This is a genomic window from Paenibacillus tianmuensis (assembly GCF_900100345.1).
Lineage (GTDB): Bacteria > Bacillota > Bacilli > Paenibacillales > NBRC-103111 > Paenibacillus_G > Paenibacillus_G tianmuensis.
On record NZ_FMTT01000026.1, the window covers coordinates 54,995 to 81,399 of the forward strand.

Here is a 26,405-nt window from a genome sequence, read left to right on the forward strand (position 1 = left end):
GTTAACGGCTGAACGGCAATTGCACCGTCACCGTCGTTCCTTGGTTCTCTTTGCTTTCCAAACGTATGTCCCCATGATACTTCTCGACGAGCCGCTTGGCGATCGAAAGTCCCAGGCCGCTGCCGCCTCGTTTGCGACTGCGGGCTTTGTCCACCCGGTAAAACCGGTCGAACACATGCTCCACTTCCGCTTTCGGAATGCCCATTCCGTAATCGCGGATGACGATGCGCAGTATCGTATCTTCTATCAAGACGGCCGACACGTGGATTTTGTTTCGTTCGGTCGAATATTTCACCGCATTATCCAACAAAATCAACAAAATTTGTTTGATATGATTTGGAACCAATCGGATGTGAACGCCTTTCAGCGCATCCACATCCGTCGTAATCTCGAATTCGGGATGAACAACGGAAACGTTCTTAACGATTTGGGCAATCGTCTCTCCCAAATCGAACAGCTCGGCAGCGCCGTCCGGACTGGCATGTTCCGCGCGGGTAAGCTCCAACAGCTCCTGCACGAGCCCTTTCAGACGCTCCAGTTCCTCAAGCGAGGCGTGGAGCGATTCGTCCACGAGAACCGGGTCGCGCTTGCCCCAACGGTTCAGCATCGACAAATGTCCGGAAATAATCGCAATCGGGGTCCGCAGTTCATGCGAAGCGTCTTCAACGAATTGCTTCTGCTTGCGGAACGACGTTTCCAATTGATCCATCATCTCGTTGAACACGCGGACCAGCGCCGAAATCTCATCCTTATTGTCATAGAAAGGGACCCGCTCCTGCAGTCCGTTCTTCTGGATACTTCTCATTGTGTCCGTTATGCTTTGAACCGGCCTCAGCAGCCGTCCCGCCAGAAGCAGCCCGCCCAGGCCGCTCAGCAGCACCGCCCCGGCACCGCCCAGAATCATGACCAGCGTGACAATCCCTTTCAGTTCGTCGAACATCTCCAGATTGCTGACAATTTCAATCGTGCCGCGGAACTTCTCCGACACGACCGGGGCGCGCAGAACGAGCAGATGCTCCTCCTGGTGCCATACGCTTTCAAGCTCGGTGTTTGTGACCGGACGCGGCGCCACCCAATCCTCCGGCAGCGCCGAAAGCACCGTCAGCACCGGCTTTCCCTCGCCGTCCAAAATTCGGATCAATTGATTTTTTTGATTGATGCTCTGGATAAAATGCTTGCTCCTGACGATTTGTCCAGCATCCAGTATATCGCTTTTTTCCGTAAAATAACTTTGCAGCTCGCCCATCGTTTTGCGCACCGACTCCACTTCGCGGCTGCTCATCCATTGGTTGATGCCTATATATTGAACGGCGTTATAGACCGTAAACAAGACAAACAGCATGAAGGCCGACCATAAGGTCATCTGCCATTTGATCGGCAGCCGGGTGAAACGCATTCGCAGCTTTTTCATGTCCGGATGACGTAGCCGATGCCGCGGACGGTTTGAATATAGCTCCGCTGCGCCGGATCGTCGATCTTGTTGCGCAAATAGCGGACGTACACATCGACCACGTTCGTCTCAACTTCACAGTCGTACCCCCAGACCAGATCAAGCAGCATAGCCCGGCTCAGCACCCGGTCCCTATGGTTCATAAGTACGAGCAGCAGCTCGTATTCACGCTTGGTCAGCTCCAGAACCGCCCCGGCCTTGCTTACGGTCCCGGCAACCGGATCGATCCGAAGCTCCCGGTACGCCAACGCCGCTTGCGCTGCGCCGCTTCCCCGCTTGTTTCGTCTTATGACCGCCCGAATCCGTGCCAGCAGTTCCTCAATCGCGAACGGTTTCGGCAAATAATCGTCCGCCCCGCTGTCCAGCCCCGATACGCGATCCATGACGCTGTCGCGGGCCGTCAGCATAATGACGGGCGTCGCGAAGCCGGCACGGCGAATGCCGCGGCATACCTCGAAGCCGTGCAGCTCCGGCAGCATGGCATCAAGGAGAATGGCATCCCATGCATCGCGAGTGGCGGTTTCCAGACCTTCCCGACCGTTCCCGACTACGGTAACGGCATAGCCTTGGTGCATCAATTCGAGTTCCATAAAACGGGCAAAATTTCGCTCGTCTTCCACGATAAGAATCTTTTTCATCCTGTTCCCTCTGGTTGCGCTTGAAATAGTAAAAAAGCGGCAATCGCATCGATCCTATTATTGCCCCTCCGCCGCTACTTTAACTATACACAACGAAGATGAAAATTCGATGAGAAAAGAGTAAAAATATCGCTTCCGGTAAAGCCCCCAAAAAAAAGCAATCGGCCAGCCGGGACCCGTGTCCCGACCGACCGATCGGAAATTCAAGTCGTGTCTAGCCTCCGTTCAAGGCAGCCCATACGTTTTGGATAAAGGAATAAGCAAGCAGGACAGCCATCGATCCTACCGAGACGATAACGTATAAGCGGAACGGGTTTTTAATGAGCCGGGGGTAATGATCCAGACGCTTGGGAGTAGATACCCCTTGGACGACGTCGAAATGACGGATCGCATCGTTAAAAGGCTTCCGGTCCTCCATAATTAACGTTCGGTTCGGTTGCGTGGCGTGAAGGGCGGCATCTTCATACGGATTGTACGGTTTGCTTTTCATAGTAAGCATCCCCCATTCCCATTTTCCTTCCACTGCATCCCTATTTTATCAAATTGAGCCACTCCCGGCAAAAAACGAAACAGCCCCTCGTTCGGTCTATAAAGACCTCGAAGGGCTGCCTGCTTATCGGATCGGCGCTATTAAGGCGCAGTCTCCAGAAATTTCAGGTTCGGATTTTTTTCCATTGCCGTGCGCAGCGCGTATTCGTTCTCGAACAGCACAACGTAATTGTCCTTCTTATCCTTCACCAGCTGCGAGTTGATCCGGAACTTGGCCGGATCGATGTCGTCGCCGACGAGCCACCGCGCGAACTGGTAGGTCATCCGCGACAGCTGCACCTCGCTGCTGTACTCCGCTTTCATCCGGTATTCGAACACCTCGAATTGGAGCTGTCCGACGACGCCGAGAATCAAATCTTCGAAGCCGATCGTTTTGAACACCTGAATGGTGCCCTCCTCGGTCAACTGATCGACGCCCTTCTGGAACTGCTTGTGCTTCATCGCGTTTTTGACCGTCACCTTGGAGAACAGCTCTGGGGAGAACGTCGGCAGCTCATCGAACTCTACGCTGCCACCTTGGCACAGCGAATCCCCAATGCGGAAAATACCGGGGTCGAACAGCCCGATAATGTCACCGGGATAAGCATCCTCAACGATGTCGCGGTCCTGCGCGAGAAATTGCTGCGGCTGCGCCAGCTTGATATCTTTGCCGACCCGCACATGCTTCACCGACATCCCCCGCTCGAATTTGCCGGAGCAAATTCGCAGGAAAGCGATCCGGTCGCGGTGAGCCGGATTCATGTTCGCTTGAATTTTGAAAATGTAACCGGAAAACTTCTCATGCAGCGGATCGATCGAGCCTTCATTGCTTTTGCGCGGCGTCGGCGTCGGAGCGAGCTGCAGGAAATTCTCAAGGAACGTCTGCACGCCGAAATTGTTGATCGCGCTGCCGAAGAACACCGGCGTCAGCTCGCCATTCCGTAGCTTCTCGTAGTCGAACTCGTCGCCCGCCACATCGAGCAGCTCTAAGTCCTGCACCAGTTGATCGTAAAAAAATTCGCCTGCGATTTCCTTCACGACCGGGTCGTCGTAGCCACTCACTTTGCGTACTTGAATTTCTTTATGATCGTCGCCTTGGAACAGCTCGACCTGCGTCAGCTTCCGGTCGTACACGCCACGGAATTGTTTGCCCATCCCGATCGGCCAATTCATCGGATACGAGCGGATACCCAGCACCTGCTCCAGTTCTTCGAGCAGATCGAACGGATTTTGCCCCTCGCGGTCCAGCTTGTTGATGAACGTGAAGATCGGAATGCCCCGCTTGCGGCACACCTGGAACAGTTTCTTCGTCTGGGCCTCGACCCCTTTGGCCGAGTCGATCAGCATGACGGCGCTGTCCGCCGCCGTTAACGTCCGGTACGTGTCTTCGCTGAAATCTTGGTGGCCTGGGGTATCGAGAATATTGACCCGATGCCCTTGATAATCGAACTGCATCACGCTGGAGGTGACCGAAATCCCTCTTTGCTTCTCGATTTCCATCCAGTCGCTCGTCGCATGGCGATTCGCTTTGCGCCCTTTGACCGTACCGGCCAGCCGAATCGCGCCTCCGAACAGCAGCAGCTTCTCGGTCAGGGTCGTTTTCCCCGCGTCGGGGTGGGAGATGATGGCGAAGGTACGCCGCTTCTGTACTTCTTCTTTTAATTTCTCGGATAGTCCGGTGCCCATAATCAGTTTATTCCTTCCTCAATCTTATTCAGTTCGTAGCTTTGCAAAGTCCGAATCTGCACGATTCCGCCCGCTCCGCTACGTTTTCACTTAAGCTTTTAAGTCAGCTTGACGGTCCAGTCGGCTTCCTTCAGCCACGTTCCCGATTCGAACGCCCGGCCGCGCAGCGTCACTTTGTCTCGATATACCTGCACATACAATCCTTGCGCCTTCTCCTTGGCCGCATGTTGGTAGTTTCGGTTCAGCACGCGTCCAAGCGAGGAGTTATGAAAATAATGAAAGCTTTCTTTGACATAATGCTCCACCGTGCCTTGAAAATCCTGATGCCGGTGCCCACAGAACACGAACACGTTTTTGTAAGGCTTCAAGATTTCGCGGAATTTTTTCGCCGGAATCAATTGGTGCGTCCCCCCGTCTTTTCCAGCGGGCGGCAGCGGCTGATGGGTCATGATGAAGACGGGCTTGCCGTCCTTATGCGAAGCCAGACGTTCCTTCAGCCAATCCAATTGTTCGTCGGAATACCATGCCCCTTCGCCTACCTCGGGCTTCTCCTGCACATAAGCCTCCTGCGACAGCAGGATCAAGTGGTATCCTTTCTCCCAAGCGTCGTGATACGGCTTCGACAATCCGAAAAACTTCTGGAACCGCTCGCGCGATTGCCAGTCCGTCTTGCCATTGGGCATCGTGTCTTTATTGAAATCCCCTTTCCGGTCAATCCAAATGTCATAATAATCGTGGTTGCCCATATTGGCGTAAACCGGAGGCAGCTTGTAAGCGGACAACGTTTTTTTCAGCTCTTTGTAGTCCCTCTCCCGCCCGTAGTCGGTCACGTCGCCCGTCAGTACCAGCGCCTCGACCGGCGGTTTGAACTGCTTCATATCGTCAAGCGCTTGCTTCAAATGCCGGACCGTACCAGGATCGTCAGGCGACACGTGCAAATCGCTGAGAATCATGAACGAGAACAACGGCACTCCCGGATTCCCCACCGCCGGATCGGGATTCGGCCCCGGTTCCGTCTTTTGCACCGCGACGCCGTCCGTACCGCCCGTCTGCCGGTCGACCGATTGCTGCAGCAGCTTGATGAGTCCTGCGAGCGCCGCCCCGATCATGACCAGAAGTCCGAGCATCCAGCGTATAAAAGCGCGTCTGGACATATAAAGATCCCCCTTGCATTATCCGGCACTGTACACTTCATCATATCATATTTCAAGAGGTGAAAAAAAGACGCAACCTGCGCCAGCAAAAAAAGAGCAGCACCCGGCGCAACCGGATCTGCTCTTTCGGTTTCTTTCGACTAGCCATTACATTTGGGTATGTCCCCAAGTGACTTCGCCTTCGTCCTGCCCGTTCACCGGCCACCAGCGGAAGCCGTCTTCGGCAACGAGCTGCTGCCCCTGCTCCGGTCCCCAAGTGCCTGCCGTGTACAGGTGCAAATCGTCCGTACGCTCGCCCCAGGCGGAGGCGATTTTGTCGACATATTTCCATGCCAGCGCGACCTCGTCCCAACGGGTGAAGTACGTGGAATCCCCGCGAGCGGCGTCGTAGAGCAGCCGTTCGTACGCTTCCGGCGTGTTCAGCCCGACCTGGCCGCTCTGGCAGAAATCCATCGCGACCGGAACGATCGTTCCTTCCGATCCCGGCTGTTTGGCGTTCATTTTGAAGTAAATGCCTTCCATCGGATTGACGCGGAACACGAGCAGGTTCGGTTCCAGCTTATGCTTGCGCGACAAGTAAACGTTGTTCGGCACGTTCTTGAACTCGACGACCACTTCCGTCGTTTTCACCGGCAATCGTTTTCCCGTCCGGATATAGAACGGGACGCCGGCCCAGCGGAAGTTGTCCACGAAGACGCGGGCGGCGAAATACGTTTCCGTCGTCGACTCCGGATTGACCTTGTCTTCGTCACGGTAGCCGCGAATCTGCTCGCCTTTGATATTGCCGACGGTGTACTGTCCGCGCACCGTGTTGGCCCGCACCTCTGACGCTGTCTGGAAGCCGCGCAGACTGCGGAATACCTTCACCTTCTCGTCGCGGATATCCTCCGGATGCATCCGGCTCGGAGGCTCCATCGCCATGATGGCCAGCATCTGCAGCATATGGTTTTGTCCCATATCGCGCAGCGCGCCCGAATGCTCGTAATAGCCGCCGCGTTCTTCCACGCCTACGGTTTCGCTCAGCGTGATTTGAATGTTGGCGATGTACTTATTGTTCCACAGCGGCTCGAAAAAGGCGTTCGCGAACCGGACGACGTTGATGTTCTGCACCATTTCCTTGCCGAGGTAATGGTCGATGCGGTAAACGTCCTGCTCTTCGAACACCTTGCGGATTTCGGCGTTCAGCTTCTCTGCGGACGGAAGATCATAGCCGAACGGCTTCTCGATCACAAGCCGGTGCCAGCCGGCCCCTTCCAACAATCCGCCCGCCTTGAGATTGTGCGACACATTGCCGAACAGCTCCGGCGCCAAGGCCAAGTAAAACAACCGGTTGCCGCCGATGTCGAACTTGACGTCGAGCCGGTCGGTCAGCTCGCGGAGCTGCCGGAAGCCGTCAACGTTATTAATGTCCAGCGACATGTATTCAAAATGCTCGGCAAACGCATCCCATTGCTCGTCCTTCGTCACGTTATAGCGCGCGAATTCTTGAATCGATTCGTAGACGTCGTCGCGGAACTGGTCGTTCGTGCGCGAACGTCGCGCGAGGCCGATTACCGCAAATCGGTCGCCCAGCTTGCGCTCACGGTACAGGCTGTAAAACGCCGGGAATAACTTGCGCCGGGCCAAGTCCCCGGTCGCTCCGAAAATCAAAAACACGGCACTCGTCATGGCTTCAGGTCCTCGTTCTTTCTATAGAGAATAGGAGATAAGGAACGACAATTGTTTCCTGTCCGTTCCCTTTACCCCTTTAGCATATCGAAAACCGTCGAGAGATTCAATACTCTGTCGCATGCAAGCGCGTTCACGGAAAATAGGCATGCGCATACGGGACATTTGTCCCGTACAACCGGCACAAATGCCGCATAGTCTGAAGTGTAGAAATCAACTTCGGAGGTGACCCTCGCGTGAGACCGATTTATCCGATTAACGAAGAACAATGCAGGCCGTATTACGGCCAACCGGTTTTCATTATATTGAAAGACGATACGGAGCTTGTCGGCACGCTCAGCCGGTTGGACAATGGAAAGATCTATTTAAACGAGACGGCGGCCGGCATTCAATCGAATGCAAACGCACCCGCCAAAAGTAAACAGACCAGAGCAAAGAGCAGCAGTCTGGGAAAAGCCCGCGCCCAAACGAAAAAATCCGACAAGCCGAGAACAACCGCCGCGAACGAAGCGTTCCCCACGCCTTATCCGGATTCCGGGCTGTTCGGCGCCCCCTTTGCATTGGACATCGCCAGTATCGGGGCCTTGATCGTGCCCAGCTAACGCGGTCGAACAACGGCCCGCCTGCGCAGCGCAATAGCACCAAGGCTTTCGCCGCCATCGCGCGGGAGAGCCTTGGTGCCGGTGTCGGCAGCATCTGTGGCTAGCCCAGCCGCTTCATCATCATATAGCAGCGAAGCCTGGCGTCATAGTGAACCGTATCGTAGCCTTTCCGTACATAAAAAGTCTGTGCTTGCGTATTCGCCTCGTCTACCCATAGAACCACTTCGCGGCATCCCCGTTCCCCCGCCGTACGCTCCGCCCGACGCATCAAGCGCGCGCCGATACCGCGGCTCTGAAACTTCGGATTCACCGCCAGCATATCGACAGACAGTCGCTTATCCCGATCCACGCGCAGCGCAATAAATCCGACCGGCAAGCGTCCGGCCGCGGTATCGACGTAAGTGACACAGGATTTGAGCCGTTTGAGAATATCCGTACGGCTCACGCGAAGATCGGGTACCGTCTGACGCGCAAAGGGAAGGAGCAGCTTTTCCACCAATCCGTATAAAATGCCGTCGTCCTGCTTGGGAATGCGTTTGCGGAGCATGGCTAAAACCGCCTTTCTGCGCATAAAGTTTAAGTACTTTATCGTATGATAGGCGGTGGCGGAACGTTAAGAAGAAATGAGTACGAGGCGAAAAAAAACAGGCCGGTTACTTTTTGTATTTTTTGCCGACAAACATCATAAACAGCACGCTGACAAGCAAAACGGCAGCGATGACGATCCATTGAACCCAATTCATGTGCTGACGCGAGCTCCTTTTACAGGTTTTGGTTGATAAATCATCATACTTCATCCTTTTGCAGCCTGTCAAGCGCGATCCGTTTACGGAAGGAATGTCTTCCGCTATAATGTAAAGAAAAACGTTCCATTGACAGTGAGGTGATCGGGCATGATCGCTCCAATTCAGAGCGTGATTCGTTCGTATCGAATTCATAAGCAGTGGTTTGCCTTGGAAGACCAGCGCAGAAGACAAGAAGACGTAGCAGGCACACGTTACCGCGGACGACCGCAGAAAGGAACGGGACAACCCTCCTATGCGTTCGACCGCTTTGCGGAACGGGCGGCGGGGGATGCCAGAACCATCGTCACGGCAGCAGGCGCCTTGAAACAAACGGCGGAGAACGCCAGGGCCGCCCTGCAAAGCAACGGCGCATCGCTCCGGCTGGTGGAGGGACTTGTCGACGGCTACAACGAACTGGCGAACGCCTTGTCCGAAGCCGGCGTCCTTCTGCGGCCCGCATGGAGAAAACAGGGGATCGGCGCCCCTGCCGAGGAAGAGCTTGACCAGTTAGGCGTGGTCCCGCAGGCCGACGGCACCTTAAGCTTGGATGAGCATAAGCTGCAGACGCAGCTCGACAGCGGGGAAAAGCATGCGAATGCCGTGCTTCAGGGCATCGACGGTTGGATATCGCGCCTGACGCAGGCGGCTGCCGCCCTGCATGCCATTCCTCCGGCGGACCTGCTGGAGCGGCGCGCTACGGAAGCCCGCACCTTCGGCCATTACACCGCACTGCCGGGCAAAAGGCCGCACAGCTATTGGCCTGTTCCCCCGCTCACGGGCATTCTTATGAATGCTCGCTATTAAGAAGATTCATTCGCGCATCAAGAAGGCTGGCGCCCGCTTCGCACCGACAATGCGTGCCGGATGGCGGCAGCCTTCACTTTTTCCTTGCGCTCGTGCTCCGGCAGAGCAAAGAAACCGTCCAGCTTGTATAAGGCGAGCAGCGCTTCCTCGGCCGAGCGGCGCGCTCCCACCTCCTGCTGCAATAAATAAAAAGCGACCTGGTAGCAATACACTTCGTACCGCTTCAACAGCTCCGTTTTTTCCCCGAACGTTAATGGAACGCTAGTCTCATTCCGGTTTTCAACAGCTAATCCGTTCATCCGGCTCTCATCTCCTCTCCTTGATGTCTACGATCCGTTGTATATATTTTACTATTCCTATGATCCGACAAACGGAACGGATTCCTCGACTTCGAACATTTACATCTATATAGACGAAGGAAACGTGTCAAAACTCACATTTATTAAGAAAACTTTAAAAAAGCTCTCAAGAAGGAAATCCCGAATTCTTCAGGTCCTCTTGAGAGCTTTTTACCCCTTACACTACTCGACCAAACCGTTCTTATACGCATAAATGGCGGCTTGCGTGCGGTCCTCCACCCCAAGCTTCGCCAAAATGTTGGTGACGTGAAACTTGACCGTTTTGACCCCGATGAACAGCTCATCGGCTACGTCCTGATTCGATTTGCCCGCGGCAATGAGCCGGAGCACCTCCATCTCGCGTTCGGTCAATTCTTCATGCGGCTGAGCAGCCGGCCTCGGCCCGCGGAAGCGATTCATCAGCTTGGAAGCAACTTGGGATTCCAGCACCGACTGGCCTTTGAAGGCCGAGCGGATCGCTTGGGCAATTTCGGCGGCACGCGACGTTTTAAGCAAGTAGCTGAACGCTCCCGCTTCGATCACTGGGTAAATTTTCTCGTCGTCAATAAAGCTCGTCAGCACGATTACTTTGCATTCCGGATGCTGCTGCAGCAGACGCCGTGTCGTCTCGATGCCGTCCATGCCCTCCATGACCAAATCCATCAGCACGACGTCCGGCTTGTATTCCAATGCCAGCCGGATGCCTTCCTGTCCTCCGCTCGCTTCGCCGACCACCTCGATACCGTCCTCCGTGCTTAGCACGGCGGCAAGACCGATGCGAACCATTTCATGATCGTCGACCAGCAGCACTTTAATCGTCGTCTCTTCCAATCTCAAGTCCTCCTTCCGCCATAATCGGAATGCGAATCTCAATGCGCGTTCCTTTGCCAGGCGCCGTGATTAAGTTGAGCGAGCCGCCGATTTCGTTTACCCGCTCCCGCATCGTCACCAGCCCGTACGAAGCCTGCTTTTTCATATCCAGCTCGAAGCCGACGCCGTTATCCCGAATGAGTAGCCGAACCGCGTCGCTTGACGGCTGGGTCAGCTTCACCTCCAGCTTGGTCGCTTTGGAGTGCCGGAGCGCATTGGACAACGCCTCCTGCACAATACGGAACAGGTGATCCTCAATCCCGCTCGGCAGCTTGATGTCTTCGATCAGCTCGCTATCGATCTGCATCGGCACTTTCGAAGACAGCTCCTGCACCAGCTCGATCAAGCCTTCGGCCAGACGCTTGCCTTCCAGATGCACGGGACGCAGGTGAAGCAGCAAAGCGCGCATCTCCGACTGCGCTACCGAGGCCATTTCCTCAATGAGGAAAATTTGCCGCTGCGCTTTCTCGAAATCTTTGTCTAACGTCCTGCCGACGGCCGTCGCCGTCATTGAGATCGCAAAGAGCTGCTGGCTCACGGCGTCGTGCAGTTCCCTTGCCAGCCGCTGCCGTTCTTCCACGATGGCCGAATATTTCGCTTTTTGCGCCAGTTGGGCATTGTTGCTGGACAGGCGCTGCAGCGAGGAAACTTGCTCTTCCCATTTTTTCGTGATCGCATTCAACTGATCGCCGAGCCGGCCGATCTCATCCTCGCCGAGCGGCGGTACCGAACGGCTCAGGTTACCCTTCTCCAGCGAGAGCATCACTTCGCGCAGCGTCTCCAGCCGGTGCTTCATCCGGCTGCTATACCATAGGCCGTACGAGCCTCCGACCGCTGCAACGATTGCAATCAGCGTCAGGCTCATGAACACGCCATCCTGCCACGTTTCGAAAGCGTTCAAGTAGCCGTTCGACTGCAGGAAATAGACGATCACGGCAAACAAAACAAGGCTGAGCCCGATCGACTCCGCCATGCTTCGCCATATCATGTTGGTTAACCGCTTGTCATGTCCGTCCATTCCCGCCGTCCTCCGTGCATCAAACGATTTTAATATCAATATCGGCTACGATATACGAAATCTCCAGCTTTACCTGACGGTCCGCTGTCCAGTAATTGGGCGACTGCCACACCATCTTGTTCAGCACGCCGGCTTCTTTGTCATACCCGATGCTCGTTTGCCCGAACAAGACGGAAGCCGTAACGGTAAGACCTACATCCTCCGGAACGATCAGATCGATATCGGCGATGACCCCCTGCAAAATAATCGTCGTCTCCTTCTGCTCATGGATCGCGTAGGTCAAATCCATCTGCAGCTCTCCCAGCACGTTCCAGATCGACATGTTGCGCAGAACCCAAGGCTCCCGTCCCCACCGGATGCTGTCGATGACGCTTTGCTTGCGGTAATGTTGCTCGCTGCGGTGAATTTTACGCGATTTATTGTAGAAGAAGCCGAGCGAAATAAGGATAATGGCCAAGATCAGCGTAAAATTTCCCCCTGCGAGCATCAGCAGGCCGATAACCATCATGATGTAGCCTTTGCGCGCGGCGCCCGAACGAACCTTATACACTCCCAGCAAAAGCAAAAAGAGGGCAAGCACGGTGAAAAATCCGAGATGATTGTCCGCCAGAAGGAAAAGCCCTGCGCCGATCAAGACCAGCGCGATGTTGCGGTTTCGTTTGCGGTTCATCCGTGTCGCCCCCTTTTCCGGTAAATTCTTGATGACCGGCAAAAGCCATAGCGCCTTACAGAAGGACGTCCATGGCTTTTGCCTTACATAGCATATCACAAGTGCAGCTTTTGCTCCAACAGCTTTTTCGTGAAGATTATTTCCCCTGCTCGCTGGACATTTTTTCTTTCAGAAGCTGCAGCTGATCGTCGATTTTTTGCTGCTTCGCCGGGTCGACCGACACGGCGCTGCTGTACACCGAACCGGCATAGCCGCCACCCACGTAAGGCTTGCGCGCGATTTCCGCTTCGACTTCCAGCGACATGATCTTCTCTTCCATGCGGCGGAAGCCTTTTACGGCATTGCCACCATCGATCACGTTGGTTGCCGTCACTTCGGCCATTTGCTTTTTCGCCTTTGCCAATTGAGCGCGGGAGATCAGCTCGCTGCGTTTGTTGCGCATTTGGTAGAACGCATCTTTCATTTCATGCAGCTGCTGAACCAGCTCGGCCGCTTGCGCCTTGGCCTGCTCGTGCATTTCCGTGTACTCGGAGATCTTGCCCTCGTAGTACAGCTTTTGCTCCAAAGCTTGGCGCGCCGTTGCTTCCTGATCGTTCTTCAGCGCTTCCTTCGCTTGTCCTTCGTACTGCGCCGTCAGACGAACCGCTTCTTCCAGACGCTCCTTCAGCTTGCGCTCACTGGCGATTTGACGGGCAACCGTCACTTCGGCTTGCGCGATTTCTTCTTCCATGTCGCGCAAATATTGATTCAGCATGATGATCGGATCTTCAACCTTGTCAAGCAGCTCATGCAGCGAAGCCTTCGTCATGTCTTTAATTCTGGAAAATACGCCCATTATTAAACATCTCCTTTAGATGGTTTTTGATTTTGGTTTTTTTCGTATTGCGATACTTTGCTGCGCAGTTCTTCGATTTCTTTCCACATCGCTTTTTTCTCAATATCTTTCATCATATCGTCCAGATTGCTGCCAGCGGTACCGCTCGGATTCGAGGAGGCCGCATATTCACCTTCATAGCGGTTGCCTTCTTGCGGCGGGGCCCAGCCATGTCTTTGCGCTTTACGGTAGTGCTTCTCGGCGCGTCTCCACTCTCTCCAGTTCGGGTAATTGCCGCCGGGCTGTCCGCAGCCTTCGCCGCCGTAGGACGGTCCGTAGCCATGAGGCCCCCCGGTCCAAGGCTCGCTTGGGATGACCAACGCTGCCAGGAAGTACAGCGGAATAACGACGCCTCCGGAAAAGAAAGCCGTTACCACCACGATCAGACGAAGCAGTGTAGCATCAATATTCATCGATTCCGCGAGACCGCCGCACAGGCCGGTTACTTTGCGATCGGAACGGGAACGGTATAGTTTGCTCATGATTTATCCCAGCCCTCCTGTTTCAGTTTCGTCCGCAGCTTGGCCAGCTCTTGTTCCAGCGCCTGCGATGCCGCGCTGCCTACGGCGGACCATGCTTCACGGACTTGGCCTCTCACTTCCCGCAGGGTGCGCGCAGTCAGTTCCATATCGGAGACCCGCTCGTCCAGCCGGTCGAAGATCCGCGGATTCGGACCTGCACCCATCGAGCGCAACCTTTCGTTCATACGCTGCTGCAGCCTAACGGACTCCAGCCGCGCGATATAGTAGTTGCGTTTCGAGGCAATTTCGTCGAAATCGGCCTTAAGCTGTTGAAGCTGCTCCTCCAGCTCGACGATCCCCAGCTTGCTTTGATCGTACAGCGCCCGGTACTGCGTCGCTTTTTCCTCCTGCTGCATTTTCTCTTGAAGCGCGATGCGCGCCACTTCTTCCTCGCCGGCTCTCAGCGCCAGCATCGCTTGCTGCTCGCGGCGCTCCTTGAGCTGTTCCGCCGATACATACTGCTGGCGAAGCGAAGCGGCGTGAGACAGGCACTGCTGCAGCAGCCGTTCGGACTCGCGGATTTGCTCCGACTGGGACGCAAGATATTTATCGATCAGGCGAACCGGGTCTTCCGCGTTTTCCAGCATTTCGTTGAAGTGCGCAACCGTAATATCCCGGAATCTTTTCCCTAAACTCATGCTTTGCTCAACCACCTTTTCTCCGAATTTCAATCCGTCGTTTGTTTGATTTAATATACCGATTTGTTACGCAGCAGCGAGATGCCGTAGCAGATCAAGCCGATGGCGATCAGGATGGCGAACAGGCCGGACAATTTACCGAAGAGGAACAGGCCGCCAAGGATGATCAGCCCCCACCCGATGATCGTTTTTCCGTTTCTCAGTCCTACGAATCCGAGCCCTACCATTGCCGCCGGGAACAAGTAGCTCATCAAATGGTGTCCGAGCTGAAAGCCAAGCTTGTGGCTCAGGATCAACGCTCCGAAGAAGATCAGGAGGAACGCGAGTCCGGTATGCCGGTTCATTTTCATGGATTGACTCACCGCCTTTCATTTTTGTTGTCGTTTTGCTTATGTCTTTATTCTAGGTGAATCCGGCATTTCCCAAAACGGACCTGCGGCGGTTTTTGAAACTGGACTTAAGTCCAGTACGCCACTCGGCCTTGGACAAGAGGAGACCCCGCCTTAGTGCAAGGAATTGCTTGTGCTTGTCCCCGAGGTCTCCTCTCCAAAACAAGCGCAACAAAAAAAGCCCGCTTCGAGCGATATCCTCGAAGGGGCCTGTATCCAGTTGGCAGGTTGAAGTCTAGAAGAAGTCGAGCAAATACGTCTGGCGTGTGGGAACGAGCCGCTCCAGCGATTCGCACACCTCCGTCGTGCCGGTTAGCCTGCCGATGTCCATCAAAAAGGATGGGCGTTGGTACCCTGTCAGCATAGCGGCAAGCGTCTGGATCGTGCAGCTGGCGGTCGGCAGCTCGGGCGAAGCGCTTGCGACAGGCGTTACACGGGCCGTCCCCGACTCGTCCACTTGGAGCAGGAACCAGCCGTTGTTCCATTCCGCATGCTCGTCTTTTACCTCCAGCTGCAGTGACCATTCCACCCCCGACGCGAATGGATACTTGGTCAAAAAGCCGGCCACATCCACAATCCGAGCCATGAAATAAGGCACGACCTCTTGTTTGATCCGGGGATTGTCGAGCAGAAACGGCAGCTTATCGTTCGCGGGCGCTTTCATCACAAGCTTATCCAGCATCGAGTCGTGATCGGCCAAGAAGCGCCATAGGGCCAGGCAAGCCCCCTGGTGCAGATAGACCAGCTCGTGAATTTTAAGGATATTATCCTTTACCTGATAATATACGTAGCCCGCAGGCTGATTCTGCGCATCATAATATACGGCTACCGTTCCTTCTGTAAAGCTGAAAATGCGGTGCTTCCACCAAGCTTCATTTCGAATAACCGTACCGTTGTACCTGCTGGCGTAAGCTTCGTAGATCCCGTTCAGCAGCTTGACATCATGGCCGGTCCGAACGATCCGCCCAGGCTGCGCGCCCAGTTTTGGAAGCTGCTGGGCAGAAATCTCGTACGATTTATACTCTGTATACGTTTCCCAGCCGTATTTACGGTAGAACGAGAATTGAAAAGGATGAAGGAACGACACCGTCTGGCCTTTCTCCCGCATCACCCGCAGTCCGTGCGACAGCAGCTTGGCCACCAGACCGCCCCGCCGGTACTCCGGCCATGTGGCGACGCCTGAGATTCCGCCCATGTCGAACGCCTTGCCTTGAATATATGTTTGCAAATCAAGAATGGCCATTTTCGCCGCAAGCGTATCGTCTACATAAGCTCCCCACATCTGGTTCGAATCGAAAAGCTTCTTCCTCTTCTCGACTTTTTCAGGAGTAAGCTCATCTTGAAAAGCGAATGCAGACATTTGCAAGCTGTCCATAAGATGTTCATTCGGAATATTGCGAATTTCCAACCGCTGGTTCATGCGTATCCACCCTTTCCACTTTTGTCGGAGACCGGAGACTTCGTCCAGTTCCCCGCTTATCGGCGCTTCTCATGCCTTCGCACCTTGTCCCGGCCATTGTAGCCTAATTTTCCAACAGATTCTACGTAAAAATCCTTTGTACTTGTTTTGGCCAGAAGTTGGGGTGACATGGCAGAAATCGTAGCAGTTATCCGCTCTTGATTCGTAACCGGTACAGTCAGAGTACTGTCTCCTGCCCGCCGACAGTTGTATTTCCGTTGAATAATCGGGCGTACGTCCAATCAGCACCCGGCATTCGTTCATATCATTTAACATGCCTTCTGAAAGGGGGATGTCATATGAGCCACTTTGGCGGATTCGGCTTTACTTCCACTGGTGTTATCCTGGTGCTGTTTATTCTGCTCGTCATCGTTTCCTGTTCATTGTTCATCTAATGTACCGCCCCCCTGTCAGGAACGTTACTCCGATAGGGGGTTTTACTTCAATCCCCGATCGTCAAAACTCGCACCATCTCGCCCAGCCGAGCTCCTCGCCCGCCCGCCGGAAGACAAATTAAGCAGTCGGTCTCTTTGATGGAAACCATAATGCTGGATTTGTCGCGACCGGCGGGCCTCACGCGGACCGTCCCTTGTTCCACGTGCGAAGATCCGCGGATATATCGGGGATACGCCGATCCTTTCCCATAGTCGGCATCCAATACCGCTGTCGCTGCAGAGGGCAGCGGGTTGGGCGCCCCTTGCAAGGCGCGCAGGTAGGGGCGTACCAGCAGCTCGAATCCTACATAGCAAGCTCCAGGATTGCCGGACAAAGCGAACAACAACTTGTCCCGCCACAGACCGACCGACGTCGGACTTCCCGGACGCATCGCGATCTTGTTGAAAAGCAGCTCGCCGTCCCACCGGGCGAACAGCTCGGCCAGCACATCCTTATCCCCTACCGACACGCCTCCGGTCGTTATCCACAGATCCGCCTGCTCCGCAGTTGCCAGCAGTTCCCGTTCCACCCGGTCGGCTTCGTCGGGAAGAAAAGGCATCAGCAGCGGTACTCCGCCTGCCTGCTGTACTTGACAGGCTAGCATATACCCGTTGCTGCCCCGGATTTTACCCGGCGCGAGCGGCGCGTCTACAGGGAGCAGCTCGGAGCCGGTAGAGAAGATCGCTACTCTCGGCCGCTTGTACACGTTCACAAGGCTATAGCCGAAGGCGGCCAGCACGGCCGCTTCCCCCGGTCCGATAGTGCAGCCCTTCCGCAAAAGCGGCTCCCCGGCAGCAGCCTCTTCTCCTACCGGGGTCACATTGTCGCCGGGATTCATCGCTTTGTGAACCGCCACTGTACCCCCAAGGCCGACCTCCTGGTGGACCGCATTGGTCATCTCCAGCATCACAACCGCATCCGCCCCCTCGGGAACGGCAGCGCCGGTCATAATTCTGGCCGCTTGGCCCGGGCCGATCGTCTTCGCCGGAACCGAGCCGCAAGGAACCGTTTCCGCTACCTCCAAACAAACCGCCGCCGCAAGAGAAGCTCCTGCCGTATCCGATGCGCGCAAAGCATAGCCGTCAACACCCGATCGCCGAAAATGCGGCAGCGGGCTGCCGGCGCAAACGTTTTCCGCCTGCCGCCTGCCGTAAGCCTCGAATAGCGGCACCTCTTCCATCTCCTGAAGGCGGACATGCTGGAGTACACGCCGCTGCGCCTCTTCAAGACTGATGGCCCGCCGCCCGAATTTCAAGACGCTCACGCTTTAACCCCCGATCTGCGACATGCGCCGGGAGGTAGGCGTATGACTATGCTGCTCGCTCAGAAGCGCTTTAACCATCTCGTGGCTTTCCGGCTTCACGTCCAGCGCCCGGAAGAACAACTCGGCCAGCGCCTGATCGTTGCCAATATAACGGCGCACGTTGAACTCGTCGGACCAGTACAGGCAAGGCTTGATATTGCCGTCCGACGTAAGACGCAGCCGGTTGCACGTCTGGCAGAAATGGTCACTGACTGGATGAATCAGCCCGAACGTGCCGGCTGCCCCGGTAATCCGGAAATTTTGCGAAGGCCCGTTTCCCCGGACCCCCTCCTCCAGCGTCTCCACCTGCCATCCTATGGTTTCACAGCGTTCCAGCACCGTGTCTAGCGGAATATATCTCGTTTTCCAGCCATTATCGTCATGTCCGATCGGCATATATTCAATAAAGCGCACATGCAAACCGCGCTCCAGCGTCAGCTTCAGAAAATCTTCGATTTCGTCGTCGTTCAGACCTTTCATCAAAACGACGTTCAGCTTGATCGGGTCAAGTCCGACCCGGGATGCCGCTTCCAGACTCGCCAGCACGCGCGACAAATCACCTCCGCGCGTAATGAGAGAAAACCGGTCCGCCCGCAAGGAATCGAGGCTGACATTAATTCTTGTGAGCCCGGCTTCGCGCAGCTTTTCCGCCCGCGAAGCGAAGTGGATCGCATTCGTCGTCAAAGCGATATCTTCAATGCCGTCGATCGCGCTCAACATCCGCACGAGCTGCTCCAGGTTTTTGCGTACGAGCGGTTCGCCCCCGGTCAGCCGCAGCTTGCGAACTCCGTACCCGGCAAGCACCCGCACGACTTCGGCGATCTCTTCGAACGTCAAGAGCTTTTCCTCCGGCTCGAATTCCATGCCTTCTTCCGGCATACAGTACACACATCGCAAATTGCATCGATCCGTCACGGAAATTCGAAGATAGTCATGAATGCGGCCAAAGCGATCCTTCAATATCTGTGACATCCTGCATGCCCCCGTTCTCGGTTATACCCACCATTATGTCACAAAACAGGCCCGTCTTCCATAAACAAAAAGCATTCGATGAAAGGCGTGCAAAAGCGGCTAAAACCTGAGTCGTTTGCCGGTAAGCCTCTCATATTCGTCCGGATCGTTAATATTCCGGATAAATCCCTTTGAAATTCCCTTCCGCTCCAGAAACGATTCGTCCGCCACCTGCAGAGCAACCGAATCCAATAGCCCCATCAACCGCAGATCGTTCGCCGCCAACAGCCGCTCCGCCTCGGAAAGACAGTTCTTGAGATATACGCCGTGCAGCGGATGAAGCCTTCCGTCGATCTTGGCAACCGCAGCATCTGCGCCAACGCTGCTCCGCAGCTCCGAGAGGACCTTCGCCGCTTCGGCGTCAACCCACGGCATATCGCAGCCGACGATCCACAGCTCCTCGTATGACGCCGCTCTCATGGCGGCCTGAAAACCGGCAAGCGGCCCCCGGCCCGGCTGCTGGTCGGGAATGATCCGCACCGGAGACTCCCCGGAGAACGCGTGAACGACGGCCTCGTACCGTTCCGGCTCCTGCGTCACGATAAGCAGCTCCGCACACAAACTTCCCAACTCGGTCAGCTGCCTGGCCAAAAACGTATTGCCTTCGTACATAAGCAGCGCCTTGCTTTGGCCGCCCATCCGCCGATTTTGCCCGCCTGCCAAGATTACGCCTGTCATGGCACGCCTTTGCCCGCCATACCGCCCCATCGCCTTTATCCCTTCCTTCCGTACGTGGACGAAGCTGCTGCACTCCGTCTTCAGATACTGTTCCAGTTTCCATGCATATCCGGGAAAGGCTTTTTTATTCGCAAAGGCAAAAAGGGCCCGAACCCGTCGGTTCAAGCCTCTCGTCTGCCATCAATTTAAGTACCCCATAATAATGCCGGCTGTTTCTTCAATTGCTTTATCCGTTACGTTGATCACCAAGCATCCAACCTGTTTCATCAACGCTTGTGCATAGCGGAGCTCTTCGTCGATTCGCTCAATCGCGGCATATTTCGCCCCGAACGGCAAACCGACCGCTTTCAGTCGCTCTGTCCGAATCTTGTACAGCTTGTCTGCATCCATCGTCAAGCCGACAATCCGGTTGCCCGGTACCAGAAACAGCTCTTTGGGCGGTTTGACCTCTGGCACGAGCGGCAGATTGGATACTTTTATCCCTTTATGCGCCAAAAAAATACTGAGCGGCGTCTTCGACGTCCGTGAAACTCCGATCAAGACGAGATTCGCCTTCAGCAGGGCGCTCGTATCGCGTCCGTCGTCGCACTTGACCGCGAACTCGATCGCTTCCACGCGGCGGAAATAATCCTCGTCCAGCTGATGAAGCAAGCCTGGCTTCCGCTTCGGCGCATCGCCCCACGTATCGATGAACGCCTGCATCATCGGCCCCATGATATCGACCGCACGGACGCCGAGGCGGACCGCCTCTTCCTTCATCATCTCCCGAAGCTCCGGCTGTACCAGCGTATACGCCACAAAGCCGCCGCGTTTGGCCGCCTCTTCCATAATGGTACGGATTTCATCCTCGGTTTTAATATGGCCGATCCGCTTCGTTCTTACCTGGTGGGCGTCAAACTGACGGATCGTCGCTCTAACGACCGCTTCCGCCGTTTCCCCGACGGAATCCGAGCATATCGTGATCTCGTACTGTTGCTCTTCCTTCATCCGGTTTTCTTCTCCTTTGTTCATAAATGCCCTAACGGTCCATCGCCAGATCGACCAAAATATTCGTCATAATCGTTTTTGTCACCCGTCCGACAACGTCCCACCGGGATCTTCCGCTCACCTGAGCGGCTTTGGATTCCACGACGACAGGCAAGCTGTCAACCTGATGATGAATCATCTTCCGCGCCGCGTCGATCACGGATTCATCGGGAGAGACATGAATAACGTTCGGCTCGCGGGTCATGACCATGCTGACCGGCATGGAAGCCGCATTCGTATTGCCGAGCGTGAATTTAAGCAAATCTTTACGGGAAATGACTCCGGACAGGCAATCCTCGTCATCCACGACGATCAGACTGCCGACGTTCTCCATAAACAGCATCACGACCGCGTCGTTCACGGAAGCATTCTCCCGAACGACAACAGGGATCGATTGGACATCCTTTACCTTTATGCCCAGCAGTTTGCGGGAAACTTGGGAGCCCGGCGTCATGGACGAGCCAGGGGTATAGCCCACCTTCGGCTTGGCATCCACAAGCCCGAGCATGACAAGCAGGGCCAGATCCGACCGGAGGGTCGGGCGGCTTAGACCTAACATCTCCGCTATTTGTTCGCCCGTAATGGGCGCGTGTGCCTTTACCAATTCTACGATCTGCAGTTGGCGCGCAGTCAGTTCGATGACCGGTCCCTCCTCACTCAAGCAGCCTTTGCGGTTTATCGCTGTGCCACATTCCAATCCAATTGTACCAAAAATAGTCCGAAACTCATAGAACCGTTTTTCATCCGAGATTCCAATCGAAATATAACGCACTAATTAATTTTTATCAAGTGTTTATTGCGCATTATTTATTTATTAATTATACTATATATATTGAAACGTGACCATTTATTTTATAGGGGGCTGAACTGGTGGAAAGGGAATTGGCACTTGAGATCGTCCGGGTAACGGAGCTGGCGGCGCTGTCCGCGGCAAGGTGGATGGGCCGGGGCGATAAGATTCAAGCCGACGGTGCGGCGACGACCGCCATGCGCGCCATGTTCGATTCCGTTTCCGTCCGCGGGACCGTCGTCATCGGAGAAGGAGAAATGGACGAAGCGCCGATGCTGTATATCGGCGAACAAGTAGGCAACGGGCAAGGTCCTGAGGTGGACGTGGCCGTCGACCCGCTCGAAGGCACGGAGCTGGTTGCAAAAGGATTGAACAACGCGCTGGCCGTCATTGCCATTGCCAGCAAAGGCAATCTGCTGCACGCGCCGGATATGTATATGGAAAAACTGGCTGTCGGACCGGCTCTCGCCGGCAAGCTCAGTTTGACAGACCCGCTCGAAACGACGCTTCAACGGGCCGCCGACATTTTGGATAAACCGCTCAGTAATCTTACGATCATGATTCTTGACCGCGACAGGCACCGTAAGCAGATCGAGACCCTCCGCCGGGTCGGTGTACGAATCAAGTTTCTTAGCGACGGCGATGTCGCAGGGGCTATGGCTCCCGCTTTATCCGAATCCGGCATTGACATGTATGTAGGCTCTGGCGGTGCACCCGAGGGCGTGCTGGCGGCCGCGGCGCTGCAATGTCTGGGTGGAGAGCTGCAAGGAAAGTTGCTGCCTTCCAATCAGGAAGAATACGACCGTTGCATCGCCATGGGACTTACCGACCCGCACAAAGTTTTGACGATGGAAGATATGATCGGCCGGGATGACGTTATTTTTGCAGCAACGGGCATTACCCCCGGCGAATTTTTAAACGGCGTCCGCTATTTGCCCGACTCCCGGGCAGAAACGCATTCGATCGTCATGCGGGCAAAAACAAAAACGATCCGGTTCATTCAATCGATTCATTACTTGCCTAATAAAAATATTCTTAACGATATCGGATAACCCGGTATTGAACTATTTTCTTCCTGTGTTAATATTACCATGAAGTAACTATTCGACACGGAAGAAGGTTTGCACATGAGTATATTATTTTATACCGCTGTCGGGCTGATCGCTGCTACCTTCGGGAGCCTGGTCGGTCTCGGCGGCGGTATTATTATTGTCCCCGCTCTGGTTTATTTAGGCCCCGTGTTCGTCGGACAGACGATTTCGGTATCGACGGCGGTAGGCACTTCGCTGGCCGTCCTGATCTTTACGGCATTGTCTTCGACCCTGACCTTCGTCAAGCAGAAAAAAGTCGATTTCAAAAGCGGCTGGCTCTTGTTCGTTACATGCGGTCCGGGAGCCATTCTCGGCTCGTATACCACGCAATTTGTCAACGCCAAATCGTTTCAACTCAGCTTCGGCCTCTTCATGCTGCTGATGGCCATACTGCTCGTGCTGCGCGACTACTTGAAGCCGTTAAACGTGAAGTGGCATATTCAGCGCACGTATACGGACGGCAATGGAAATACATATCATTACGGCTACAGCGTACTGCCCGCCTTGATCATCGGACTATTGGTCGGATTCATTTCGGGCCTATTCGGAATTGGCGGCGGCTCTCTATTCGTTCCGGCTATGGTGCTGCTTTTTCGGTATCCTCCCCATGTAGCGACAGCGACTTCCATGTTCGTAATCCTGCTATCATCCCTTATGGGCAGCTTCACGCATTTTAGCTTAGGAGAAGTGAACCTGTGGATGGTGTTGGGCTTGGCGCCCAGTGCCATTGTCGGAGGCTGGCTCGGCGCGAGAATCGCCGGTCGGCTGAGCAGCAAAAAGCTGCTTTGGGTACTGCGTATCACCTTCGTTATTGTCTCTATCAAAATGATCTGGGAAGGCTTGGTCCTTATCTGATTTCGTTAGCTCCATACGATTCGCCGCGGCGTTCGTGGCATCATTTTCATGAGCGGATAATTCGTCTCTCTTTATCCCAAACTAAGGGAACGCAACCTGTTGCATAAAGGAGAACAAGCCCACATGAAAAAGCGAACGCCCGCGGCTTTTTTACTATTATCCATTTATCGATTCAAAAGACTGTCTTTGTCGGGTCTTATCTTCTGCTTGGCTCTAACCGCATGCACGCCTGCCGCAAATTCGCCGCAAGCTATGCCCCCGGGGAACGGGCCTGCCGAAGCTGCGCCTCAGAACACGGCTAAAGCAGCAGAAACGGGCACTGGCAGCCCGCTATCTCTGGCTGGGCCTCCGGCCCCTCCGACCGTGAAGCAGGTCCCGTCCCCTTCGGTGCCGCCTGCTCCTGCACCGGCACCTGCTCCCACACCGGCCGAAGTTCCGCCAGCAGAGGCCAAGACGCAAAAGCAGCCCAAATCCAAACCGCAACCAGCCAAAGCGTCCAAAGAAACATCCGGGCAAAACCAACGGCTCTCTTTATCCCAGCTTGTGCGCAAATATCCGGAGCTACTGCTGCTGCGGGGGTCAGCCGCCTCCGGGCAAGTCGCCTTAACTTTTGACGATGCCCCCGACACGACATTTACGCCGCAGGTGTTGGATGTATTGAAAAAATATCAGGTTCGCGCCACTTTCTTCTTAGTCGGCGCCCAAGCCGAGAAGCATCCGGAAATGGTTAAGCGAATTGTTCGCGAAGGTCATGTGATCGGCAATCATTCGTACAGCCACAAACTGTTTACCAAATTGTCCGACGACTTGTTCCAGTCGCAGGTGCTTCAAACACAGCAAGCCTTAAAGCGGCTGATCGGATATTCCCCCCACCTGCTGCGACCACCCTATGGCGAGATTAGCGAAAGCCAACTACTGTGGGCATCGGAACACGGCTACCGCATTGTGAACTGGAATGTCGATTCGCTTGATTGGAAACAGCTTGGGCAAGAAAAAGTAATTTCGAACATTCTCACTAATGTCAAGCCGGGTTCCATCATTCTACAGCATTCCGGCGGCGGGCCGGGGCAAGACTTGAACGGCACCGTCCAAGCGCTCCCGACCGTAATCCAGACTTTAAAATCCCGTAATCTGAAGATGGTTACCTTGCCTGAGCTTTTGCAAGTATCCAAGCAATTGGATTGAGTTATCGCCTTCAACAATCAGAACGTTTCAACCTAAAAAGGGACACCCCTCGCACCGGCAGAAGGGCATCCCTTGGTTGTTATTTGTATCAGCAACGTTGCTTTAGGCTTGCACAGCTTCCAGCCAAGCGTTGGCAATAAGCGCGTGACCTGCCGGGGAAGGATGTACGCCATCAGGTGCCCAATAGGCGGGCGGTGCTTTGACACTTGCCGCCGCGAACAACCCGTCTAATGGCACGTACAGCGTTTCAAATTCCCGTGCGAGCTCGCGAACGGCGTTGATTTTCGGGTCCAAGTCCTCTCTCCATCGTTTCCGGTCTTCCGGCACCGGCAGCACAAACGGTTCGACTAAAATTAGCTTCGCATCAAGCGTCTCCTTGGTACGAACAATCAGCTCACGATAACCTTCCGCAAACGCTTCCACTGAAGTCGAGTCGTTGCGATCATAACGCCGCCATGTATCGTTAATTCCGATATAGATCGAAACCCATGTCGGCTTCAAATCGAGGCAATCTTCCTGCCAGCGCTGCTGCAAATCCATTACCCGATTGCCACTGATTCCGCGGTTGATGAAATGGACTTGTTTCTCCGGATATTTGCTGGCGAATAACGCAGAAGCGATGAGAGCGTAGCCCCGGCCTAAGTCCGCCCCGGTCTCCCTGTTTCTTCCGCAATCCGTAATGCTGTCTCCTTGAAACAAGACAACCGCCCCATCTTCGATCTTTGTCATGACCCTGTTCCTCCAACATTAGGATATAGTGCTTCTTTTAGTACCATACTAAAAGTTGTCGAATTTGTATATCGTAATGTGAAGAATCGATAAAAAAATAAGCCCTAAAGATCTCTTTGATCTTTAAGGCTTATTTATACCGATGAGAGGACTCGAACCTCCACCCTTTCGGACTCGATTTTGAGTCGAGCGCGTCTGCCATTCCGCCACATCGGCAAGTGGCGTGCCCTAAGAGATTCGAACTCCTGACCTTTTGATTCGTAGTCAAACGCTCTATCCGGCTGAGCTAAGGGCACACATTTTAAATTGTTGGAGTGGTGCCGAAGACCAGACTTGAACTGGTACGGTAGTCACCTACCGCAGGATTTTAAGTCCTGTGCGTCTGCCGATTCCGCCACTCCGGCGAAGAAAGAAAGTTGGAGGCGCCACCCAGATTCGAACTGGGGGTAAAGCTTTTGCAGAGCTCTGCCTTACCACTTGGCTATGGCGCCATATGGAGCGGAAGACGGGATTCGAACCCGCGACCCTCGCCTTGGCAAGGCGATGCTCTACCCCTGAGCCACTTCCGCAATATAAACTGGGGATCTAGGATTCGAACCTAGGCATGACGGAGTCAAAGTCCGTTGCCTTACCGCTTGGCTAATCCCCAATGACATGTGTAATGGGGCGATCGAAGGGAATCGAACCCTCGAATGTCGGAGCCACAATCCGATGCGTTAACCACTTCGCCACGACCGCCACAGTATGAAGATATTTTGGCAGGGGCAGCAGGAATTGAACCCACACTAACGGTTTTGGAGACCGCTGTTCTACCTTTAAACTATGCCCCTATGAACTGGTGGAGGCTGATGGATTCGAACCACCGAACTCGTCAGAGAACAGATTTACAGTCTGCTGCGTTTGGCCACTTCGCTAAGCCTCCATATAAAATTGCAATGGTGCCGCCGAGAGGACTTGAACCCCCAACCTACTGATTACAAGTCAGTTGCTCTACCAATTGAGCTACAGCGGCGAATGGTGGCTCGGGACGGAATCGAACCGCCGACACGAGGATTTTCAGTCCTCTGCTCTACCGACTGAGCTACCGAGCCGTATTTATTTATTGTATCTCATTTCATGCAAATTGTAAATCATGGCGGAGCCGACGGGATTCGAACCCGCGGTCTCCTGCGTGACAGGCAGGCATGTTAGGCCTCTACACCACGGCTCC

28 protein-coding genes and 12 tRNA genes are annotated in these 26,405 nt (G+C 54.6%); 6 read left to right on the forward strand and 34 right to left on the reverse strand.

The window, feature by feature from the left end:
• Position 1: 1 nt before the first annotated feature.
• From BLO51_RS17150 to zwf, 6 genes are all read right to left on the reverse strand, one after another.
• Complete coding sequence (locus tag BLO51_RS17150) at positions 2-1,411, reverse strand: HAMP domain-containing sensor histidine kinase (RefSeq protein ID WP_090673837.1); 1,410 nt, start codon at positions 1,409-1,411, stop codon at positions 2-4.
• The gene (locus BLO51_RS17155) at positions 1,408-2,088 is read right to left on the reverse strand and encodes a response regulator transcription factor (RefSeq protein WP_090673839.1); all 681 of its coding nucleotides are present in this window, start codon (positions 2,086-2,088) and stop codon (positions 1,408-1,410) included. Before BLO51_RS17155 ends, BLO51_RS17150 begins: the two co-directional genes overlap by 4 nt.
• 214 nt (positions 2,089-2,302) lie before the next feature.
• Positions 2,303-2,578 carry a hypothetical protein gene (locus BLO51_RS17160; protein WP_090673841.1) on the reverse strand — a complete coding sequence of 92 codons (276 nt, stop codon included), beginning with the start codon at positions 2,576-2,578 and terminating at the stop codon, positions 2,303-2,305.
• Positions 2,579-2,718: 140 nt separating this feature from the next.
• Positions 2,719-4,302 (reverse strand): peptide chain release factor 3, encoded by a 1,584-nt coding sequence (locus tag BLO51_RS17165; protein WP_090673842.1) that lies wholly within the window; start codon positions 4,300-4,302, stop codon positions 2,719-2,721.
• A gap of 98 nt (positions 4,303-4,400) precedes the next feature.
• Positions 4,401-5,456 (reverse strand): metallophosphoesterase family protein, encoded by a 1,056-nt coding sequence (locus BLO51_RS17170; protein ID WP_090673844.1) that lies wholly within the window; start codon positions 5,454-5,456, stop codon positions 4,401-4,403.
• A gap of 147 nt (positions 5,457-5,603) precedes the next feature.
• The gene (gene zwf / locus BLO51_RS17175; RefSeq protein ID WP_090673846.1) at positions 5,604-7,124 is read right to left on the reverse strand and encodes a glucose-6-phosphate dehydrogenase; all 1,521 of its coding nucleotides are present in this window, start codon (positions 7,122-7,124) and stop codon (positions 5,604-5,606) included.
• Positions 7,125-7,360: 236 nt separating this feature from the next.
• Here zwf and BLO51_RS17180 point away from each other — a divergent pair, with 236 nt between their 5' ends.
• Positions 7,361-7,726 carry a hypothetical protein gene (locus BLO51_RS17180; protein ID WP_090673848.1) on the forward strand — a complete coding sequence of 122 codons (366 nt, stop codon included), beginning with the start codon at positions 7,361-7,363 and terminating at the stop codon, positions 7,724-7,726.
• 100 nt (positions 7,727-7,826) lie between these two features.
• On the opposite strand, the gene BLO51_RS17185 is transcribed toward BLO51_RS17180, so the two are convergent.
• Entirely contained in the window at positions 7,827-8,273 is a 447-nt protein-coding gene (locus BLO51_RS17185) for a GNAT family N-acetyltransferase (RefSeq protein ID WP_090673850.1), read from the reverse strand.
• Positions 8,274-8,619: 346 nt separating this feature from the next.
• On the opposite strand from BLO51_RS17185, the gene BLO51_RS17190 reads away from it, so the two are divergent.
• Positions 8,620-9,315 carry a hypothetical protein gene (locus BLO51_RS17190; protein ID WP_090673851.1) on the forward strand — a complete coding sequence of 232 codons (696 nt, stop codon included), beginning with the start codon at positions 8,620-8,622 and terminating at the stop codon, positions 9,313-9,315.
• A 17-nt stretch (positions 9,316-9,332) separates the two neighbouring features.
• Here BLO51_RS17190 and BLO51_RS17195 read toward each other — a convergent pair whose 3' ends face one another.
• From BLO51_RS17195 to BLO51_RS17235, 9 genes are all read right to left on the reverse strand, one after another.
• On the reverse strand, positions 9,333-9,614 hold the full coding sequence (locus BLO51_RS17195; RefSeq protein WP_090673852.1) for a hypothetical protein: 282 nt from the start codon (positions 9,612-9,614) through the stop codon (positions 9,333-9,335).
• 222 nt (positions 9,615-9,836) lie between these two features.
• Positions 9,837-10,484 carry a response regulator gene (locus BLO51_RS17200; protein WP_090673853.1) on the reverse strand — a complete coding sequence of 216 codons (648 nt, stop codon included), beginning with the start codon at positions 10,482-10,484 and terminating at the stop codon, positions 9,837-9,839.
• Positions 10,465-11,541, reverse strand: a complete 1,077-nt coding sequence (locus tag BLO51_RS17205; RefSeq protein WP_090673855.1) for a sensor histidine kinase — start codon at positions 11,539-11,541, stop codon at positions 10,465-10,467. Before BLO51_RS17205 ends, BLO51_RS17200 begins: the two co-directional genes overlap by 20 nt.
• Before the next feature lie 19 nt (positions 11,542-11,560).
• Positions 11,561-12,211, reverse strand: coding sequence for a cell wall-active antibiotics response protein LiaF (gene liaF, locus BLO51_RS17210; RefSeq protein ID WP_090673857.1), 651 nt, complete (start codon positions 12,209-12,211; stop codon positions 11,561-11,563).
• A gap of 136 nt (positions 12,212-12,347) precedes the next feature.
• Positions 12,348-13,046 (reverse strand): PspA/IM30 family protein, encoded by a 699-nt coding sequence (locus BLO51_RS17215; RefSeq protein ID WP_090673859.1) that lies wholly within the window; start codon positions 13,044-13,046, stop codon positions 12,348-12,350.
• Positions 13,047-13,048: 2 nt separating this feature from the next.
• Positions 13,049-13,567: a PspC domain-containing protein gene (locus BLO51_RS17220; RefSeq protein WP_090673861.1), complete on the reverse strand. Its 519-nt coding sequence runs from the start codon at positions 13,565-13,567 to the stop codon at positions 13,049-13,051.
• Positions 13,564-14,244, reverse strand: coding sequence for a PspA/IM30 family protein (locus BLO51_RS17225; RefSeq protein ID WP_090673863.1), 681 nt, complete (start codon positions 14,242-14,244; stop codon positions 13,564-13,566). Before BLO51_RS17225 ends, BLO51_RS17220 begins: the two co-directional genes overlap by 4 nt.
• A 50-nt stretch (positions 14,245-14,294) precedes the next feature.
• Entirely contained in the window at positions 14,295-14,594 is a 300-nt protein-coding gene (locus BLO51_RS17230) for a hypothetical protein (protein ID WP_090673865.1), read from the reverse strand.
• 274 nt (positions 14,595-14,868) lie between these two features.
• Positions 14,869-16,053: a GNAT family N-acetyltransferase gene (locus tag BLO51_RS17235; RefSeq protein WP_090673866.1), complete on the reverse strand. Its 1,185-nt coding sequence runs from the start codon at positions 16,051-16,053 to the stop codon at positions 14,869-14,871.
• A 338-nt stretch (positions 16,054-16,391) separates the two neighbouring features.
• On the opposite strand from BLO51_RS17235, the gene BLO51_RS28660 reads away from it, so the two are divergent.
• Positions 16,392-16,487 carry a dihydroorotate dehydrogenase gene (locus BLO51_RS28660; RefSeq protein ID WP_143006908.1) on the forward strand — a complete coding sequence of 32 codons (96 nt, stop codon included), beginning with the start codon at positions 16,392-16,394 and terminating at the stop codon, positions 16,485-16,487.
• A 47-nt stretch (positions 16,488-16,534) separates the two neighbouring features.
• On the opposite strand, the gene BLO51_RS17240 is transcribed toward BLO51_RS28660, so the two are convergent.
• From BLO51_RS17240 to BLO51_RS17260, 5 genes are all read right to left on the reverse strand, one after another.
• Complete coding sequence (locus tag BLO51_RS17240; RefSeq protein WP_090673868.1) at positions 16,535-17,791, reverse strand: molybdopterin molybdotransferase MoeA; 1,257 nt, start codon at positions 17,789-17,791, stop codon at positions 16,535-16,537.
• Positions 17,792-17,794: 3 nt separating this feature from the next.
• A complete protein-coding gene (gene moaA, locus BLO51_RS17245) occupies positions 17,795-18,802 on the reverse strand; it encodes a GTP 3',8-cyclase MoaA (RefSeq protein WP_090673870.1) in 1,008 nt (335 codons plus the stop codon).
• A gap of 99 nt (positions 18,803-18,901) precedes the next feature.
• Positions 18,902-19,519 (reverse strand): molybdenum cofactor guanylyltransferase, encoded by a 618-nt coding sequence (gene mobA / locus BLO51_RS17250; RefSeq protein ID WP_245719708.1) that lies wholly within the window; start codon positions 19,517-19,519, stop codon positions 18,902-18,904.
• A gap of 180 nt (positions 19,520-19,699) precedes the next feature.
• On the reverse strand, positions 19,700-20,506 hold the full coding sequence (locus tag BLO51_RS17255; protein ID WP_090673872.1) for a pyruvate, water dikinase regulatory protein: 807 nt from the start codon (positions 20,504-20,506) through the stop codon (positions 19,700-19,702).
• 31 nt (positions 20,507-20,537) lie between these two features.
• Complete coding sequence (locus tag BLO51_RS17260; RefSeq protein WP_245719709.1) at positions 20,538-21,206, reverse strand: helix-turn-helix transcriptional regulator; 669 nt, start codon at positions 21,204-21,206, stop codon at positions 20,538-20,540.
• A gap of 209 nt (positions 21,207-21,415) precedes the next feature.
• On the opposite strand from BLO51_RS17260, the gene glpX reads away from it, so the two are divergent.
• The 3 genes from glpX to BLO51_RS17275 all read left to right on the forward strand — a co-directional run bounded on the left by glpX (position 21,416) and on the right by BLO51_RS17275 (position 24,466).
• On the forward strand, positions 21,416-22,387 hold the full coding sequence (gene glpX / locus BLO51_RS17265; protein ID WP_090673874.1) for a class II fructose-bisphosphatase: 972 nt from the start codon (positions 21,416-21,418) through the stop codon (positions 22,385-22,387).
• A gap of 75 nt (positions 22,388-22,462) precedes the next feature.
• The gene (locus BLO51_RS17270; protein ID WP_090673876.1) at positions 22,463-23,281 is read left to right on the forward strand and encodes a sulfite exporter TauE/SafE family protein; all 819 of its coding nucleotides are present in this window, start codon (positions 22,463-22,465) and stop codon (positions 23,279-23,281) included.
• 123 nt (positions 23,282-23,404) lie between these two features.
• Positions 23,405-24,466 carry a polysaccharide deacetylase family protein gene (locus BLO51_RS17275; protein ID WP_090673878.1) on the forward strand — a complete coding sequence of 354 codons (1,062 nt, stop codon included), beginning with the start codon at positions 23,405-23,407 and terminating at the stop codon, positions 24,464-24,466.
• Positions 24,467-24,568: 102 nt separating this feature from the next.
• Here BLO51_RS17275 and BLO51_RS17280 read toward each other — a convergent pair whose 3' ends face one another.
• The 13 genes from BLO51_RS17280 to BLO51_RS17340 all read right to left on the reverse strand — a co-directional run bounded on the left by BLO51_RS17280 (position 24,569) and on the right by BLO51_RS17340 (position 26,405).
• The gene (locus BLO51_RS17280; RefSeq protein ID WP_090673880.1) at positions 24,569-25,195 is read right to left on the reverse strand and encodes an SGNH/GDSL hydrolase family protein; all 627 of its coding nucleotides are present in this window, start codon (positions 25,193-25,195) and stop codon (positions 24,569-24,571) included.
• A gap of 137 nt (positions 25,196-25,332) precedes the next feature.
• Positions 25,333-25,411 (reverse strand) — tRNA-Leu (locus BLO51_RS17285).
• A 3-nt stretch (positions 25,412-25,414) separates the two neighbouring features.
• Positions 25,415-25,491 (reverse strand) — tRNA-Arg (locus tag BLO51_RS17290).
• A gap of 19 nt (positions 25,492-25,510) precedes the next feature.
• Positions 25,511-25,599 (reverse strand) — tRNA-Leu (locus BLO51_RS17295).
• 13 nt (positions 25,600-25,612) lie between these two features.
• Positions 25,613-25,686, reverse strand: a tRNA-Cys gene (locus tag BLO51_RS17300).
• Positions 25,687-25,689: 3 nt separating this feature from the next.
• A tRNA-Gly gene (locus BLO51_RS17305) sits at positions 25,690-25,764 on the reverse strand.
• Positions 25,765-25,772: 8 nt separating this feature from the next.
• Positions 25,773-25,844 (reverse strand) — tRNA-Gln (locus tag BLO51_RS17310).
• A 13-nt stretch (positions 25,845-25,857) separates the two neighbouring features.
• A tRNA-His gene (locus BLO51_RS17315) sits at positions 25,858-25,933 on the reverse strand.
• An 18-nt stretch (positions 25,934-25,951) separates the two neighbouring features.
• A tRNA-Trp gene (locus BLO51_RS17320) sits at positions 25,952-26,025 on the reverse strand.
• Positions 26,026-26,031: 6 nt separating this feature from the next.
• Positions 26,032-26,117, reverse strand: a tRNA-Tyr gene (locus BLO51_RS17325).
• Positions 26,118-26,131: 14 nt separating this feature from the next.
• Positions 26,132-26,207 (reverse strand) — tRNA-Thr (locus BLO51_RS17330).
• A 3-nt stretch (positions 26,208-26,210) separates the two neighbouring features.
• Positions 26,211-26,286: transfer RNA gene (locus tag BLO51_RS17335), tRNA-Phe, on the reverse strand.
• Between the two features lie 42 nt (positions 26,287-26,328).
• A tRNA-Asp gene (locus tag BLO51_RS17340) sits at positions 26,329-26,405 on the reverse strand.